Source organism: Sinorhizobium sp. NG07B (assembly GCF_002532005.1).
GTDB classification, from domain to species: domain Bacteria; phylum Pseudomonadota; class Alphaproteobacteria; order Rhizobiales; family Rhizobiaceae; genus Sinorhizobium; species Sinorhizobium fredii_C.
In genome coordinates, this window is record NZ_NWTD01000008.1 from 130,524 (window position 1) to 146,394 (window position 15,871).

General features: G+C 61.6%; 16 protein-coding genes and 1 pseudogene. 5 read left to right on the forward strand and 12 right to left on the reverse strand.

What is annotated here, in order from left to right:
* Positions 1-10 precede the first annotated feature (10 nt).
* The 4 genes from CO664_RS22870 to CO664_RS22885 all read left to right on the forward strand — a co-directional run bounded on the left by CO664_RS22870 (position 11) and on the right by CO664_RS22885 (position 4,493).
* Positions 11-298, forward strand: a complete 288-nt coding sequence (locus CO664_RS22870; protein ID WP_097527348.1) for a XapX domain-containing protein — start codon at positions 11-13, stop codon at positions 296-298.
* A complete protein-coding gene (locus CO664_RS22875; protein ID WP_097539993.1) occupies positions 298-2,280 on the forward strand; it encodes an amidohydrolase in 1,983 nt (660 codons plus the stop codon). The genes CO664_RS22870 and CO664_RS22875 overlap by 1 nt, the downstream gene beginning before the upstream one ends.
* Positions 2,281-2,454: 174 nt before the next feature.
* Positions 2,455-2,898 (forward strand): DoxX family protein, encoded by a 444-nt coding sequence (locus CO664_RS22880; protein WP_097539994.1) that lies wholly within the window; start codon positions 2,455-2,457, stop codon positions 2,896-2,898.
* Positions 2,895-4,493, forward strand: coding sequence for an MFS transporter (locus CO664_RS22885; protein WP_097539995.1), 1,599 nt, complete (start codon positions 2,895-2,897; stop codon positions 4,491-4,493). The genes CO664_RS22880 and CO664_RS22885 overlap by 4 nt, the downstream gene beginning before the upstream one ends.
* 69 nt (positions 4,494-4,562) lie before the next feature.
* On the opposite strand, the gene CO664_RS22890 is transcribed toward CO664_RS22885, so the two are convergent.
* The 3 genes and pseudogenes from CO664_RS22890 to CO664_RS31740 form a co-directional block, all read right to left on the reverse strand.
* Positions 4,563-4,739: a Beta-galactosidase C-terminal domain gene (locus tag CO664_RS22890; RefSeq protein WP_337441764.1), complete on the reverse strand. Its 177-nt coding sequence runs from the start codon at positions 4,737-4,739 to the stop codon at positions 4,563-4,565.
* Between the two features lie 175 nt (positions 4,740-4,914).
* Entirely contained in the window at positions 4,915-5,352 is a 438-nt protein-coding gene (locus CO664_RS31735) for an EamA family transporter (protein WP_337441826.1), read from the reverse strand.
* 107 nt (positions 5,353-5,459) lie between these two features.
* Positions 5,460-5,693, reverse strand: a pseudogene (locus CO664_RS31740) (EamA family transporter); the annotation flags it as partial.
* Positions 5,694-5,729: 36 nt separating this feature from the next.
* On the opposite strand from CO664_RS31740, the gene CO664_RS22900 reads away from it, so the two are divergent.
* Positions 5,730-6,404 (forward strand): LysR substrate-binding domain-containing protein, encoded by a 675-nt coding sequence (locus CO664_RS22900; RefSeq protein ID WP_337441827.1) that lies wholly within the window; start codon positions 5,730-5,732, stop codon positions 6,402-6,404.
* A gap of 211 nt (positions 6,405-6,615) precedes the next feature.
* On the opposite strand, the gene CO664_RS22905 is transcribed toward CO664_RS22900, so the two are convergent.
* The 9 genes from CO664_RS22905 to CO664_RS22945 form a co-directional block, all read right to left on the reverse strand.
* Positions 6,616-7,509 (reverse strand): amidohydrolase, encoded by an 894-nt coding sequence (locus CO664_RS22905; RefSeq protein ID WP_097527353.1) that lies wholly within the window; start codon positions 7,507-7,509, stop codon positions 6,616-6,618.
* 61 nt (positions 7,510-7,570) lie between these two features.
* On the reverse strand, positions 7,571-8,548 hold the full coding sequence (locus CO664_RS22910) for a substrate-binding domain-containing protein (protein ID WP_064253085.1): 978 nt from the start codon (positions 8,546-8,548) through the stop codon (positions 7,571-7,573).
* A gap of 45 nt (positions 8,549-8,593) precedes the next feature.
* Positions 8,594-9,607: an ABC transporter permease gene (locus tag CO664_RS22915; protein WP_097539996.1), complete on the reverse strand. Its 1,014-nt coding sequence runs from the start codon at positions 9,605-9,607 to the stop codon at positions 8,594-8,596.
* Positions 9,604-11,094 (reverse strand): sugar ABC transporter ATP-binding protein, encoded by a 1,491-nt coding sequence (locus CO664_RS22920; RefSeq protein ID WP_097539997.1) that lies wholly within the window; start codon positions 11,092-11,094, stop codon positions 9,604-9,606. The genes CO664_RS22915 and CO664_RS22920 overlap by 4 nt, the downstream gene beginning before the upstream one ends.
* A gap of 13 nt (positions 11,095-11,107) precedes the next feature.
* Positions 11,108-12,367, reverse strand: coding sequence for a TRAP transporter large permease subunit (locus tag CO664_RS22925; protein WP_097527356.1), 1,260 nt, complete (start codon positions 12,365-12,367; stop codon positions 11,108-11,110).
* Positions 12,364-12,891, reverse strand: a complete 528-nt coding sequence (locus CO664_RS22930; RefSeq protein ID WP_097527357.1) for a TRAP transporter small permease subunit — start codon at positions 12,889-12,891, stop codon at positions 12,364-12,366. Before CO664_RS22930 ends, CO664_RS22925 begins: the two co-directional genes overlap by 4 nt.
* A gap of 27 nt (positions 12,892-12,918) precedes the next feature.
* The gene (locus CO664_RS22935) at positions 12,919-13,923 is read right to left on the reverse strand and encodes a TRAP transporter substrate-binding protein (protein WP_097539998.1); all 1,005 of its coding nucleotides are present in this window, start codon (positions 13,921-13,923) and stop codon (positions 12,919-12,921) included.
* A gap of 61 nt (positions 13,924-13,984) precedes the next feature.
* Complete coding sequence (locus CO664_RS22940; RefSeq protein ID WP_097539999.1) at positions 13,985-15,022, reverse strand: transketolase family protein; 1,038 nt, start codon at positions 15,020-15,022, stop codon at positions 13,985-13,987.
* A complete protein-coding gene (locus CO664_RS22945) occupies positions 15,019-15,858 on the reverse strand; it encodes a transketolase (RefSeq protein ID WP_097540000.1) in 840 nt (279 codons plus the stop codon). Before CO664_RS22945 ends, CO664_RS22940 begins: the two co-directional genes overlap by 4 nt.
* Between the last annotated feature and the right edge of the window lie 13 nt (positions 15,859-15,871).

Below are 15,871 nucleotides of genomic sequence, written 5' to 3' on the forward strand. Positions count from 1 at the left end.
AGGACATCCCGTGAAAATCTATCTTCTTTCTCTCGGTGCAGGTCTGCTTGTGGGCATCGTCTACAGCCTCCTGAACGTGCGCTCGCCGGCTCCGCCTGTCATCGCCTTGGTCGGTCTGCTCGGCATTCTCGTCGGCGAACAGATCATCCCTTTCGCAAAGACCTTGTGGAGCAGGGAGCCGGCGGCCGTTTCATGGCTTCATCAAGTCAAGCCGCACATGTTCGGCCACCTGCCGAAGGGCGGCGATCGGATCGACCTCGCCCATCAGGCGGAGGCGACAGCGGAGGAGCGGAGCTGATGACGACTCGTCGATCCTTTCTTGGGGGCGCGTCGAGCCTGGCGTTCTCGAACCTCTTCTCCCCGGCGAAAGCCGCCGATCCCAACCAGACCGGAGTAGACACCATGCATCCCGACCTGATCCTCCACAACGGCCGCGTGACGACCCTCGACCGGACCAACCCGAACGCCACGGCGATCGCCATCAAGGATGGCCTGTTTCTCGAAGTCGGATCCGACAGCGAGATTATGGCGCTGGCTGGTGCCAACACGAAGATTGTCGACCTCAGGGGCAAGCGCGTCCTTCCGGGTCTGATCGACAACCACACCCACGTCGTTCGCGGTGGCCTGAACTACAACATGGAGCTGCGCTGGGACGGCGTTCGGTCGCTCGCCGATGCGATGGACATGCTGAAGCGCCAGGTGGCGATCACGCCCGCGCCGCAATGGGTGCGCGTCGTCGGCGGCTTCACCGAGCACCAGTTCGCCGAGAAGCGCCTCCCGACTATCGAGGAGATCAATGCGATCGCGCCCGACACGCCCGTGTTCCTTCTGCACCTCTATGATCGTGCGCTGCTCAACGGTGCCGCTCTCCGCGCAGTCGGCTACACCCGGGATACGCCGAACCCGCCCGGCGGCGAAATCACGCGCGATGCCAACGGCAACCCGACTGGCATGCTGCTCGCTAAGCCGAATGCGGGCATTCTGTACTCGACGCTCGCCAAGGGGCCGAAGCTTCCTCTGGACTACCAGGTCAACTCGACCCGTCACTTCATGCGCGAACTGAACCGCCTCGGCGTGACAGGCGTGATCGATGCGGGCGGGGGCTTCCAGAACTATCCGGATGACTACGAGGTCATCCAGAAGCTCTCCGATGAGAACCAGATGACGGTGCGTCTGGCCTACAACCTCTTCACCCAGAAGCCCAAGGAAGAGAAACAGGACTTCCTGAACTGGACGCAGTCGGTCAAATACAAGCAGGGCAACGACTACTTCCGTCACAACGGTGCCGGCGAGATGCTGGTCTTCTCGGCTGCCGACTTCGAGGACTTCCGCCAGCCCCGTCCGGAAATGGCTCCGGAAATGGAAGGCGAACTGGAAGAGGTCGTCCGGGTTCTGGTCGAGAACCGCTGGCCCTGGCGTCTCCACGCCACCTATGACGAGACCATCTCCCGCGCCCTCGATGTGTTCGAGAAGGTCAACAAGGACATTCCGCTCGAAGGACTGAACTGGTTCTTTGACCATGCCGAAACCATCTCGGATCGCTCGATCGACCGCATCGCCGCACTCGGTGGCGGCATCGCCACGCAGCACCGCATGGCCTATCAGGGCGAATACTTCGTCGAGCGTTACGGCCATGGAGTGGCGGAAGCCACTCCGCCGATCAAGCGCATGCTCGACAAGGGCGTAAATGTCTCGGCAGGTACGGATGCGACGCGCGTTGCTTCCTACAATCCGTGGGTCTCGCTCTCCTGGATGGTGACCGGCAAGACAGTCGGCGGAATGCAGATCTACCCGCGTGCAAACTGCCTCGATCGCGAGACGGCGCTGCGCATGTGGACCGAAAAGGTCACATGGTTCTCGAACGAAGAGGGCAAGAAGGGCCGTATCGAGAAGGGCCAGTTCGCGGACCTCGTGGTTCCCAACAAGGACTTCTTCTCCTGCGCAGAGGATGAGATCTCCTTCCTCGTGTCGGAACTGACCATGGTCGGTGGCAAGATCGTCTACGGCGCGGGCGACTTCAAGACGCTCGACGAGAACGACATCCCGCCTGCGATGCCCGACTGGTCTCCTGTCCGCAAGTTCGGCGGTTATGCAGCCTGGGGTGAACCGGAAGGCGCAGGCGCTCGCTCCTTGCGCCGCACGGCGATCTCCACATGCGGATGCGCCAGCGATTGCGGCGTGCACGGCCATGACCATGCCGGGGCTTGGACATCCAAACTTCCGATCGCCGACGTCAAGGGATTCTTCGGCGCACTCGGCTGCTCCTGCTGGGCGGTCTAAACTCAGCTTTGCGCTGGGGCGGCCACGCCGCCGCCCGAGCGACCGTCCCGATAATTTCAGAAACCGCAATTAAATCGAAACGACTGCTGCAATTGTTGGCAAGACGGTAACCCGCCAATATCGCTCCATCAAACGCAGCCGCTCAATCAGATCGGCAAACATGCAGGAGCAGATATGACCCACCAATCCCATTTGTCGAATCCGGTCCGGAGCAGTCTTGCACGCATCGTCGCTTCTCCGGTCACGCGAACCGTGTCGCTCCTTGCGCTCTGCACCGCCTACATCCAGGGCCCGCTTACCAAGATCTTCGATTTCAACGGCGCACTGGCCGAAATGGACCACTTCGATCTCCACCCAGCCGCCTTCTTAGCGGTCGCCGTCATCGTGTTCGAGCTGACGGCTTCTGCCATGGTGGTCTCGGGCTTCTTCCGTTGGGCTGGAGCATTGGCCCTCGCGGCCTTCACGCTCATGGCAACGTTCATCGCCCTCCGTTTCTGGGAGATGGCTCCCGGCATGGACCGCATGATGGCGACCAACGCCTTCTTTGAACATGTTGGCCTCGCTGGCGCATTCCTCTTGGTCGCCGCATCCGATCTCGCCAAGGGAGCAGGCAAATGAGCGCTACAAAATCATCCGGCGGAACCTTCGCGCCACTCGCACAGCCTGTGTTTGCGGTTCTCTGGATCGCCACCGTCCTTGGCAATACCGGAAGCTTCATGCGCGACGTCGCAAGCTCCTGGCTGATGACGGATCTTTCGGCATCGCCGGCTGCGGTCGCCATGGTCCAGGCGGCCGGAACCCTGCCGATCTTCCTGCTTGCAATTCCTGCGGGTGTTCTCACCGACATCCTCGATCGCCGCAGGTTCCTGATCGCCGTCCAGCTCCTGCTGGCATCCGTCAGCATCTCGCTTATGGTCCTGTCCCAGACGGGCATGCTGTCGGTCAGCGCGCTGATCGGTCTGACCTTCCTGGGCGGCATTGGCGCTGCTCTGATGGGGCCGACATGGCAGGCCATTGTTCCCGAACTGGTCAAACGCGAGGACGTGAAGAGCGCGGTAGCCCTGAACTCGCTCGGCATCAACATCGCTCGCTCCATCGGGCCTGCTGCGGGCGGCCTGCTTCTCGCAGCCCTTGGAGCCGGGATCACCTATGGCGCGGACGTTGCCAGCTACATCGTGGTGATCGCAGCTCTCGTCTGGTGGCCGCGGGCTAAGAACGCAAACGACGCGCTCCAGGAGAACTTCTTCGGTGCGTTTCGGGCCGGACTTCGCTACACCCGCTCAAGCACGCCACTGCACGTCGTCCTCCTGCGCGCCGCGATCTTCTTCGCCTTCGCCAGCGCCGTCTGGGCGCTCCTCCCGCTCGTTGCCCGGCAACTGCTTGGAGGCGATGCCAGCTTCTACGGTATTCTCCTTGGTGCGGTCGGAGCTGGTGCGATCGGTGGAGCCTTGGTCATGCCGAAGGTGCGCGAACGCCTGAGTTCTGACGGCCTGCTTCTCGGCGCTGCGCTGATCACTGCAGCCGTCATGGGAGTCCTTGCTCTCGCTCCACCGAAGTGGGTCGCCATTGTCGTCCTCCTCTTCCTCGGTGGTGCATGGATCACCGCTCTGACAACGCTCAATGGCACGGCGCAGTCTGTCCTGCCCAACTGGGTGCGCGGTCGTGGTCTTGCTGTGTACCTGACCGTGTTCAACGGTGCGATGACTGCTGGAAGCCTGGGGTGGGGCGCGGTCGGCGAGGCTGTCGGCATCCAGTCCACCTTGATCATCGGAGCCATCGGCCTGCTCATCGCCGGGTTCATCATGCACCGCGTGAAGCTTCCAGCCGGCGATGCCGACATGGTGCCGTCGAACCACTGGCCCGAGCCTCTTGTCGCCGAACCCGTCGCCCATGATCGTGGCCCGGTTCTGATCCTGATCGAGTACAAGGTCGAGAAGCAGCATCGGAGTGCATTCCTACATGCCATCGATCACCTTTCCAAGGAACGTCGCCGCGATGGTGCCTACGGATGGGGTGTCACCGAGGATTCGGCCGACCCTCAGAAGATCGTCGAATGGTTCATGGTGGAATCCTGGGCCGAGCATCTTCGCCAGCACAAAAGGGTGTCCAACGCCGACGCCGACCTACAGGGGAAGGTTCTCGCCTACCATGTTGGCCCAGGCAAGCCCGTCGTCCGTCACTTCCTAACGATCAACCAACCGGGGGCCGCGTAGCGGGGTAGCGAAGGGTGGCGGCTGCGGCCGCCGCTGCCAAGTGATCTTGAAATTCTGGCGTGACGATCCTCATCTGAGGCGAATGACAGTACAGCCATATGGCTGAAGCCTCAGCGCTTCGTTCACCGGATCGCCGGACAAAAGTTCGATCCCGGCAGGCAGGGACGTGACCTCCACCGGCTCCGCATCGCAATTCAGCAGGAAGAGCAGCTTTCTGTTTTCCGCCTCCCTCAGGACCACCTCCACCGCAGGCGGCAAGTCCGGTACCAGAGGCTGCTAGGCTTTCGCGACGGCTGGTGATGTGAGGCCGCTCGACCTCGAGGAGGCGCCTCATGCGCTACAGCTTCCTCGGGGGCTGGCCGCTTGTTGGCCACCGCCAACGCCAGACCGCCCAAGATCAGGACCACGCCCGCCGCGAACATCAGGCCGAGCCGATCGCCGAACAGAAACGACGCAGCGGCAATCCCGAAGACCGGCTGAAGATACTGGACGCTCGCCGCGCCCGGGCCGAAACAGCCCGCAAAAAATACAACCACAACAGCAGGCCCGCGACCGTCACCATGACACCGAGATACACTGTCGCCCATAGCGCTTGCATCGTGATCTGCATGGGTTCGTGCGTCATCTCCCAACCGGCCAGAGGCAGGATCGCGACCAGGCCGGCCACAGCGTTCCATGCCGCCACGGGCAAGGTGCCGTACTTCTCGGTGAGTTCGGCGCTCCAGATGTAGTAGAAGGCGATGGCAACCGCCGAGACGAGCATCCAAGCCACGCCAGCGACCGTGGTCCTGGACAGGTCGTCAACTTCCGATCCGCTTCCCACCGCCACCAGGGCAATGCCGCCGAAGGCTGCGAGCAATCCAATCCACTGCCGACCCGCCACGGGTTGCTTGAGACGCAGCGCCGCAAGATCACGATAATGATCGGAATTGTCGCGGACATGATCGTTCCGACCGACGCGGATGTGCCTTGTACACCGAACGACTGGGCGACATTGCCCAGCGTAATGCCCATCACGCCGAGCGCTATGATGCTGGGGACAGCTTGCCACGGCACACGAAGCCGACCTGCCGCCAAGACCAGAAACAATGGGACCGCCACGAGGAAACGCATGGCGGTGAGCGTCAAAGGCGGGATCGATTCAAGGCCCCGCTTCGTGATCGGAATTGAAAGGCCCCACATGATTGCGAGCAACAGCATTGCGCCGGCATCTCGTTCTTCAGTGCCGTCACCCGTCTGCTCTCCGAACTCGCACGCGAGGCGGAAAACGTTCGCCGCAAGAACGACACCACGCGCCTCGTCGTCAGCTCGGGCGTTTCCTTCGCAAGCAAATGGCTGACACCGCGACTGCACAGGTTGATGGCTCGGTATCCGGATTTCGACGTCCATCTCGAAGTGACCGACGCTTCGATCGATTTCGCGGCAGGTCACGTCGATGTGGCCCTGCGTTATGGGGCCGGCCAATATCCCTTCGCGACCGCCGAGCGCATCATGAACGAGACAGTGTCCCCGGTCTGTGCGCCGGACTATCTCGACCGAATCGGTGGGCTTCGATCTCCCAGCGAGCTTGCCAAATGCCAGCTCATCCACGAGATCGGCATGACCACGACATGGGAAAGGTGGTTCGCGATGATGGACTTGCCATATCCAAGGACCCACGGATACAGTCACGGCAGCATGTCCATCGAGGCGGCGATCCGGGGTGAAGGCGTGGCCCTGGGGCGGAGCGTTCTGGTCGCAGAAGACCTTGTGGCAGGCCGCCTTGTGTCGATATTCCCGCAAGCCATGCTGGAGGTCGAATGGGGATACGATCTTGTTTACCAGATAGGCGATCAAGATCACCCGAAGGTTCGCGCATTCAGGCATTGGATTGCCGACGAAGTACGGGAATTCATGGCCGCAAATTTCTAAAAGTGCATGTTGAGTATGACTGCTGTTCCGACTGAGACGTAATCTGAAACGGAACGATCGACCCGAAGCAGACACCTGCGGTGAAGGCGATGATCGTCTCAATTTTGGAGTCATTGCAGACCTTCGCCGACGGGTGCAGCTTGCGCAGCAGTGCCTCGCTTCAGACCGCCCCGATCCCTGGCCCTGGCAGCGCTGGGTCTTTGCGTCAGAATCAAAGACGGTAGAACCGCACCGCATTATCGTGGAAGAGACCGGCGCGTTCATCGCCTGAGTAGCCTTTCGTGATGTCCTTGAAGGCGTTGAAGATTGCATCGTAGCTGGAAAACAGCTTGTCCACCGGGAAGTTGGAAGCAAACATGCAGCGTTCCAACCCAAAGGCGGCGATCGCTTCCTCGACGTAGGGCCGGATCGATGCCGTCGTCCAGGTCCAGTCACCCATGCCAAGGCCGGAAATCTTGCAGGCGACGTTCGGCGCCTGCGACAGCAACCGCATTCCCTTACACCAACCTTCGAAATGATCGGGTCCGTCGACCTGCATGCCGGTGTGGTTGAGAATGATCTGAACGTCCGGAAAATCGCGCGCGAGGTCAAGGAACTCCTCCATCTGCCAGTAGTAGAGCTGGAGATCGAAGCTCAGTCTGCGTTTGGCCATTTCACGAAATCCCCGCCGCCATTCGGGTGTCCTGCTTACCCCCGCCTGGGTTAGGTAGGTCTTGGCCGGGTCCTTGTGGAAGTTCATGGATTGGCGGATGCCGCGGAAGTTCGCATATTGCATGTGCTCGTCGAGAAGTTCGCCCACATCCGGCTTCCGCAAGTCAGCGTAACCGACGATCCCATGCGGAAATCCATGCTTGTCCGCCACGCCTTGCAGCCAACGCGTCTCGCCGGCCGGATCCTTCGGATCATAACCGACGTCGAGGTGAACCGCCTTGACGAGGTTCTGGTTCTTCGCGTCGGCAAGGAAATCACCGATAAGGTAGGTCTTGTTGATGACGGTATAGTCGCCGAAAGCCGACGGCTTCACGCCGTCGGAGAGCCAAGGATAGTAGTTGTGGTCCAAGTCCCAGAGATGGAAATGGGGGTCGACGATAGGAAGGTCATCCATGTTTGACGTTTCCGATTGGGAGGCAGGGGGTGCCCGGACAAGTCCCGACACCCTATCGATATCAGTTGCTGGGCGGGAAGACGCGAGCGACGACAGCCTTGGCTTCGGGCGAGTCTACCTTGTCGGCGGTGACGAGCGGCATGACCAAGGCCAGGTCTTTCGTAACAGGCGCATCGGTGAGTGCATTGAACACCTGTTGCGTTCCATCGAGCCCCTGTCCGACTGCCTCCTGGAAGAAGATGCCCTGGATGGCGTTCGCCTTCAGGAGACCGATGGTGGTCGGGCTGCCGTCTGCAACGGCAATGCCCACCTTGCCGGTGAGGCCACGCGTCTCGAGTATCTTGGCCGCGCCCGTTCCGGCTTCGTCATACATGCCGTAGATTGCCTTGATGTCGGGATGCGCCGTCAACATGTCGTTCGCCTGCGTGACGGCCTCGTTAACCGTCAGACCGCGGGTTTCGAGCATCTGCGCCAACTCGCATCCGTCGGTCGCGAATGCTTCCTTGGCACCCTTGAGGTACTTTTGGGCGTTTTCCCGATCCTGCGGCAGCGACAACATGCCAACCTTGCTTCCGCCGCGATCCTTGGCGAGCTTGCAGACAAAACTGCCTTGAGCCTTTCCGGTCTCGTAGTTGTTCGCGGTAACCGACGACGTATAGTCCGTCTGTCCGGGCTGGGGGCCAATGCCGGCGAAAGCGATCGGAATGTTCTGTGACTTCAGGTAGGCAAGCAGTGGCGGCGTGCTGGTGGAACTCACCGGACCGATCACGATCGCATCCACGCCCTTCGTTACCGCCGTCCTGGCGTTGTCCATCTGCTTGGCGGGCGAGTTTTCGGACGTGTACTCGACATAGTCCATGCCGAGTTCCTCGGCCTTTTTCTTTACCCCGTAGCCAACCCATTGCCAGTAGGAAATGTCGAGCGAGGGCGCGAGGTAGGCGACCGTCTTTTTCTCCTCCGCCTGTACGCCTGTAAGGCCAACTCCTGCTCCCACAATGGCAGCAGTCAAGATAAGCGCTGTCGTAAGTTTGTTCTTCATGCTTTTTCTCCTCCAAAAGAACCGGCGCGGACGCCGATGTCACTCTCAGCCGGCCCCGCGCCGGGATTTGCTGAAGCGGTCGATCACGACCGCGATCAGGATTGCGAGACCCGTCACCGAGCCTTGCCAGAAACTGTTGATGCCCATCAGGTTGACGCCGTTCTGAATGACAGTGATCATCAGAGCGCCGAGCACGGCTCCCACTGCGGTCCCCGTGCCCCCGAGGAGGCTCGCGCCGCCGATCACCACCGCTGCGATGGCTTGCAACATGAGGCTCGAGCCGGCGGTGGATTCGGCATTCAAAATATAGGAGATCGTCAGCAGGCCGGAGAAAGACGCCAGAAGCGACGAGGCCACATAGGCGAAGAACTTGGTGCGCTTGACTGGAATTCCGAGCAGATAGGCTGCCGCGGCGCTGCTGCCTGCGGCGTAGAACCACCGGCCGGCCACCATCTTCTTCAGGAAGATTTCGATCGCTATCAGAAGGACCAGGCAGAACAGAATGTAGTTAGGCAGGCCTGGAATGAGGCTGCCACTGTTCAAGAGCCAGAAATCCGGATCTGGGATCGGCATAGAGCGACCATTGGTCACGATAAAGGCAAGGGAGCCGGCAACCGCGAATGTGATCAGCGTCACCACAAAGGGCGCGAGCCCTACGATCGTCACTAGAAAGCCGTTGATGGAGCCGAACACAAGGCCCACGCCCAAGCCGAACATGCTTGCCGCGACGCCGCCATAGCCGTACGCCATGGCCTGCGCAGTTACCATGCCGGTCAGCGAAAAGACTGAGCCAACGGACAGATCGATGCCCCCAGTGATGACGACGAGAAGCACGCCGAGTGACATGATGATCAGCGGCGCTCCAGCTTGGGTAACGTTGGCGAAGTTGCCCCAGCTCAGCGCCTGCGGCACCTGCGAGCCTACGGCAAGCGCTAGAAGCGCGATTGCAACGGCGATTGCAACTTCGGTGCGATACGTCCCGATGATGCTCTCACGGTGCCTGATTGCGGAAGGCGTCTGACCAGCCGCTTGCGTGCCTTGTGTGGTCGTATGTGTCATGCCGCCAATCCCGTCAGTTCAGCGAGCCTGTCCTCGCTCAAATCGCCATGCTCTATCAGGCCGGAACAACGTCCCTCGGTATCGAAGGCGATGACCCTGTCGCATACCTCCAGAAGCTCAACATTCTCCGTGGACCACCAGACGATGATCGTGCCGGTCGACGCCATTTGCCGGATGAGTTGATAGATTTCTTTTTTTGTCCCGATGTCGACGCCGCGTGTTGCCTCCTCGAGAACGAGGAGATGCGAGGGAACGCCCAGCCAGCGCGCCACGAGGAGCTTCTGCTGCGTCCCGCCGCTGAGCGTGCTCGGCAGGTCCCAGATCGAATCGGCTTTAACCTTCAGTGCCTGCAACAGATCCAGACATTCGATCCGCTCGCTGGCGCCCGCGAACAGGCTGCCGCGAACGACGCGCCGAGACGCCAGCACATTGTCGAGAATGGGCAGGCTGTGAAGTATGCCCTTCTGCGACCTGTCGCCGGTGACGAATCCGGCCCCGAGCCTGGCCGCCTCCCGCGGCGAAGAAAACCGGGTCGGCCATTTGGCACGAGAGACGGTCCAGCGCTTCGACCGGGCAGCGCCCACGAGAGCATCGATTAGCGCTTGTGGTCCGACGGGAGCACCGGCAATCCCCACTATGGTGCCCGGCGCGAATTCCAGCTCGTTCCCGTCTTCCCGGACCGTCAGGCCTTCGCCGCTGACCCTCGCTCGTGCGAGGGGCGCGTGCTCGGCGGAATGGAAAGCGGCGAGCTGACCCATCTTCTCGACAATCGCCGCGTCGCTGAGACTTGCCGTCGGCACCCGGTCCACGACCGTACGACCGTCGCGGATGATGGTGCAGACATCTGCAATCTCTCTGATCTCCCTCATTCGGTGCGACACGAAGACGACCGAGAGCCCCGCATTGCGGGTGAGCCGCCTCAGGACCGAGAACAGGCGCTCCGTTTCGGCGGCGGTCAGGTTTGCCGTGGGTTCATCAAGCAGAAGCAAATCGGCGCCTGAAGAAAGTGCGCGGGCGATCTCGACCATTTGGCCTTCGTGGAGGCTGAGGTCGCCAACAAGCCGATGAACGGAGGCCGACGCGAAATCGCGGTCGATCATGGACAGCGCCTCGTGGGCGTGCCGCAGCGCGCCCTTGCGGCTGAACGGTGCAAAACCCTTTCGAAAATGCGGCAGGGCGATGTTTTCGGCGACCGTCAGATGCGGCAACAGCGCCAGCTCCTGATGAACGACCGCCACCTTTCGCCGCCCCTCCGCTTCGGTGCGAGCGGCACCGGCAGGATCCCGAAAGATGATTTCGCCCTCACCTTTAGAGGCCGAACCCGTGATGACGCGGATCAAAGTGGATTTGCCCGCGCCGTTTCCTCCGAGGAGCGCGTGGACTTCGCCGCGAGCAACCGAGAAATCGACACCCTTGAGCACGGAAGTAGCGCCGTAGGACTTGGTCAGCCCTTTGACCGATAGGACGAATTGTTGTGCGTTCGACATCACGCTTCTCCCCTCAATAGATCGTCAGGCCGGGAATGAAGCTGACGGCGAGCAGAAGAAGCATCGCCATGCCGAAAAACGGCCACAGCTCCCGTGTCGTCGCACCAAGCGGTGTCTTTGCGATCGAGGAAGAGATGAATAGAGTCGTCCCGATGGGCGGCGTGTAGAGGCCGATCCCCAGGTTGATAACCATCATCAGGCCGAGTTGCACACGGTCGAGGCCAATCGCGTCCGCCAGAGGCACGAAGATCGGGCCGAGCAGGAGGATTGCCGGTGGCATGTCGAGCGGCATGCCGACGATCAGCATCAGGATGTTCATCAGCAGGATGATGAGGATGGGGCTCGAGATGTTGTCCGCCACCCATGCCGCCATCTGTTGCGGCGCCTGGTCGAAGGTGAGGACCCAGCCGACAGCAGCGCTTCCCATGATGACGAGCATGACCACGCCGGTCGCAACGCCCGCCTCGACCACATTCTCGCAGAACCTCGTCCAGGTCAGGTCGCGGTAAAACAGCAGGCTCAGCAAAAGGGAGTACACGACCGACAGCACGGCCACCTCGGTCGGGGTCGCGAAACCGAAGCGCAGGAACAGAACGATCAGGATGGGCAGCAGAATTGCAGGAAAGCTCTTGAGCGCGAGCATCGCCAGCTCGCTTTTCTTCACCTTCACGGCTTGCGTGCTGTAGCCACGCCGAATCGACACCAACCAGCAGACGAAGACGAAGCTCGCTGCCATAAAGAGTCCTGGAACAATACCCGCCAGGAACAGGTTGCCGACGCTGACACCGCTGATGAGCGAATAAAGGATCATCGGGATCGACGGCGGGATCAGCACGTCAATGACTGCCGAGGTCGCATTGTTCGCGGCGCAGAGCGCCGGCGGATAACCCTGCCTCTTCTGCCACGGAATGAGCACCGATCCTAGCGCACTGGCATTCGCAACAGCCGAGCCCGATACGCCGCCAAAGACGACCGAGGAGACGACCGTCGTCGACAACGGGCCTCCGCGCCAGCGCTGCATCGCCTTCGACGCAAGCGCCAGGAGCTGCCGGCCGAGTTCACCGCCAAGCATCAGCGTCCCAGCCAGCATGAAAAACGGCAGCGCCAGCATGGGAAAGGACTGGGTCTGGTCGTAAACCTGCTGTGCAACCACGGAAAGCGGCACGTAGCCATTGAAAAGCACACCGACGCCCGCCGCAATAATGAGCGCGTAGCCCACCGGCACGGCCAGCACCATGAGAATGCAGAACGAGATGATCATTATCAGCGTCATAGCGGCATCTCCTCTGCCCCGACCTTGGTCCGCTGTTCCCAGCCGAAACGAAGCACCCTCACCGCGACGGAGACCGTGACGATAGCGACGAGGAAGGCGCCGACAGCCAGCGAGTAGTATCCGACGCTGTTTGGCAGTTGCAGCACGGGACTGTGTTCCACGCCCGCGATCTCCGCGACGACCATTGCCTGATAGCTGAGCACCAGGAAGGCTGAGGCGCTGGCCGCGCTAGCGAGCACGAAGGCGGCAATACGAAGCCGCTGTCCCAGCTTGTCGTAGAGCCATTCGACGGCCATGTGTCCGCCGACGTGTGCGGCCAGCACGATCCCTGCCAGAATGAACCAGGGGAAGATCAGCATCGGCAGCTCCTGCGCGAAGGAGAAGCCGCCGCTCAGGGTATAGCGGGCGATCACATTGCCCGTGGTGACGAGGGTGAGCGCGATCCCGCTCGCTATCACGACGAAGCGGGCGAGCCGCACGATGACCTTCTCGACGACGTCGACGAGCTGCAACAGCATAAGCATGGCGAGGCTCCGGCTTGGCGAGGACGGTTACGCCCTCGCCTCCGCTTCGATCTGGCTGACGAAATCGCCGAACGGCTTCTTCTTCCAGATTTCGGCAACGGGAGCCGTCGCCTTCACGAACGCCTCGCGATCGACCTCGGCGACTTCAATATTTGCGTTGCTCTTGAAGGCGGCCAGGACCTCCGAAGCCTTCTCGGCGGAGAGTTTTCGCTGCAGGTCGCCGGCCTCCTTGGCTGCCACCCTCACCGGTTCGAGGTCACCTCCAAGCCGCGCCTCGGCGATCTTCGACATCAGAAACGGTGTCGACTCCCACTTGTGCGCGGTCAGGCTGATGTAGCGGTTGACCTCGTAGAGCTTCGAACTCTCGATGTTGGCGAGTGGATTCTCCTGTCCGTCGACGACGCCCTGCTGCAGGGCGATGTAGAGCTCTCCAAAGGCGATCTGCTCGGTGGTCGCGCCGAGCGACTCAAAAATGTCGATGGTCATCGGATCCGCCGGCGTGCGTATCTTCATGCCGGAAACATCGGCGGGCGCGACGACCTTTCGCTTCGAATTGGTGAGGTGGCGGATGCCGTTGTCCCACCAGTCGAGCGGAACGACGCCGACCGCCTCGAAACGCTTGTTGAGCTCCTGTCCGACGGCCCCGTTGAGAAGCTTCATCGCCTTCTCGGTGCTCGCGAACAGGAAAGGCAAGCCGAGGGCCGCCAGCTCCGGCACCAGAGCCGAGGTGGCGCCCTGGCTGTTTGCCGTGAAGTCCAATGCCCCGGTGCGCAGGCTCGTCAACATGGCCGCGTCGCTGCCGAGCGTCTCGGCTCCCGCGACATTGATCTTCACGCGTCCCGACGTCTTCTCGGCCACCAGCTCTGCAAACTTGGCGGCGGCGACGGTCCGTGGATTTCCCGGCGCGGCGCCGTGACCGAGCGTCAACGTCGTTTCGGCCCTGGCGGGTCGGATGGTGCTGACGAGCGCGGGCGCGGCAAGCGCTGCCGCGGCCGATGCGAGAAACGTACGTCTATGAAGTTGCAAGCTCATTGTCTCCTCCTCAAGTGCTTACATTTTGAAGGCGATCCAGCTCCTCCAAGCCGGATCTCCACTATTCGTCGAGCCAACCTTTGATCGCTGACACCACCTTGCCCGTGGAGAACCCGTACTGATCGTGCAGCGTCGGCAGGGCACCCGCCTCCAGGAACTGATCCGGTAGTGCGATTTGGCGGAAGGCTGGGGGGCGGACGTCCGAGCGCATGAGCGTAGCGGCCACGGCCTCGCCAAGCCCGCCGATCACGGTGTGGTTCTCGGCAACGACGACGAGGCGCCCACCTCTTCGGCACTCCGCAAGGATCGTCGCCTCGTCGAGCGGTTTGATGGTGGGAACGTGCAGCACGGCCGCATCCACACCGTCCTTCTGGAGTTCCTTGGCGGCTTCAAGCGCCCGCATCGTCATGAGGCCGGACGAAATGATCAGCGTATCCTGTCCGTCCCGGATCAGTTTCGCCTTCCCGAGTTCGAACTCGTAGCCGTACTCGTCGAGCACGAGCGGTACGTTGCCGCGCAGCAGCCGCATGTAGACCGGGCCCTTGTGGGCGGCGATCGCCGGCACCGCCTGCTCGATTTCGTGCGCATCGCAAGGATCGATGATCGTCAGGTTCGGCATGCCGCGGAACATCGCTAAGTCCTCGGTTGCCTGATGGCTCGGCCCGTAGCCGGTCGTGAGGCCGGGAAGCGCGCAGACGATCTTTACGTCCAGCATCTCCTCGGCGATCGCGAGGCAGATGAAGTCGTAGGCGCGACGGGAGGCAAAGACCGCATAGGTGGTGACCCACGGCTGGAAACCTTCCCTCGCCATGCCGGCAGCCGCCATCATCAGAAGCTGCTCGGCCATCCCCATCTGGTAGAATCGGTCCGGGTGGGCGGCGCGGAAGATATGCAGATCGGTGTATTTCGCCAGATCTGCGGAAAGGCCGACAATACGAGGGTCCCTGTCTGCTATCGCTGCCAGCGTGTGCCCGAAAGGTGCCGGCTTCGTCGGCTGGTCCGGCCCGGCAATGGACGCGATCATCGCTGAAGTCGTAAGCCGCGGTCTGTCGCCGTTGTTCAGCAAGTGCTCCGGCCGAATGTATTTGGAACGCCTCATGCCACGGCTCCTGCGTCGATGATCTTCAGGGCTTCGGCCCATTCATGCGGCTCGACCCGCAGGAAGTGGTTGCGCTCGCGCGCCTCCAGGAATGGCACGCCCTTCGCCATTTTCGTGTCGCAGATGATCATGCGCGGCTGTGCGCCCTCGTGGTGGCGGGCAGCATCGAACGCCTTGACCAGTGCGTCGATTTCGTTTCCGTCGACGCGCTGCACGAACCAGCCGAAGGCCTCGAACTTCGGTACGAGCGGTTCGAAGTTCATCACCCCGAGAGAAGGCCCGTCGGCTTGCATCTGGTTGACATCGACGATGCCGATCAGGTTGTCGAGCTTGTAGGAGCCGGCCGACATCGCCGCTTCCCAGGTGGAGCCCTCGTCCAGTTCGCCGTCCGAGAAGAGATTGTAGACAAACGATTTTGAGCCCTTGCGCTTCAACGCCAGGGACATGCCGACAGCAATGCCAAGCCCGTGGCCGAGCGACCCGCCGGTGATCTCCATGCCCGGCGTATAGGTAGCCATGCCGGACATCGGCAGCCGGCTGTCGTCCATGCCGTAGGTCCCGAGCTCATCTTCGGGAATGATCTTCGCCTCGATCAAGGCGGCATAGAGCGCGATCGCGTAGTGGCCGATCGAAAGCAGAAACCGGTCGCGGCCTTCCCACTCCGGATCTTCCGGGCGATAGCTGGTGGCGTGGAAGTAGGACACGGCGAGTACATCGGCGACACCAAGCGCCTGCGCGATATAGCCCTGGCCTTGGACCTCTCCCATCCGGAGCGCGTTGCGGCGGATGCGCCTTGCGCGCTCGCTCAAGCTCACATTATGACCAATCTCGGCCATTCCTACCTTCCTT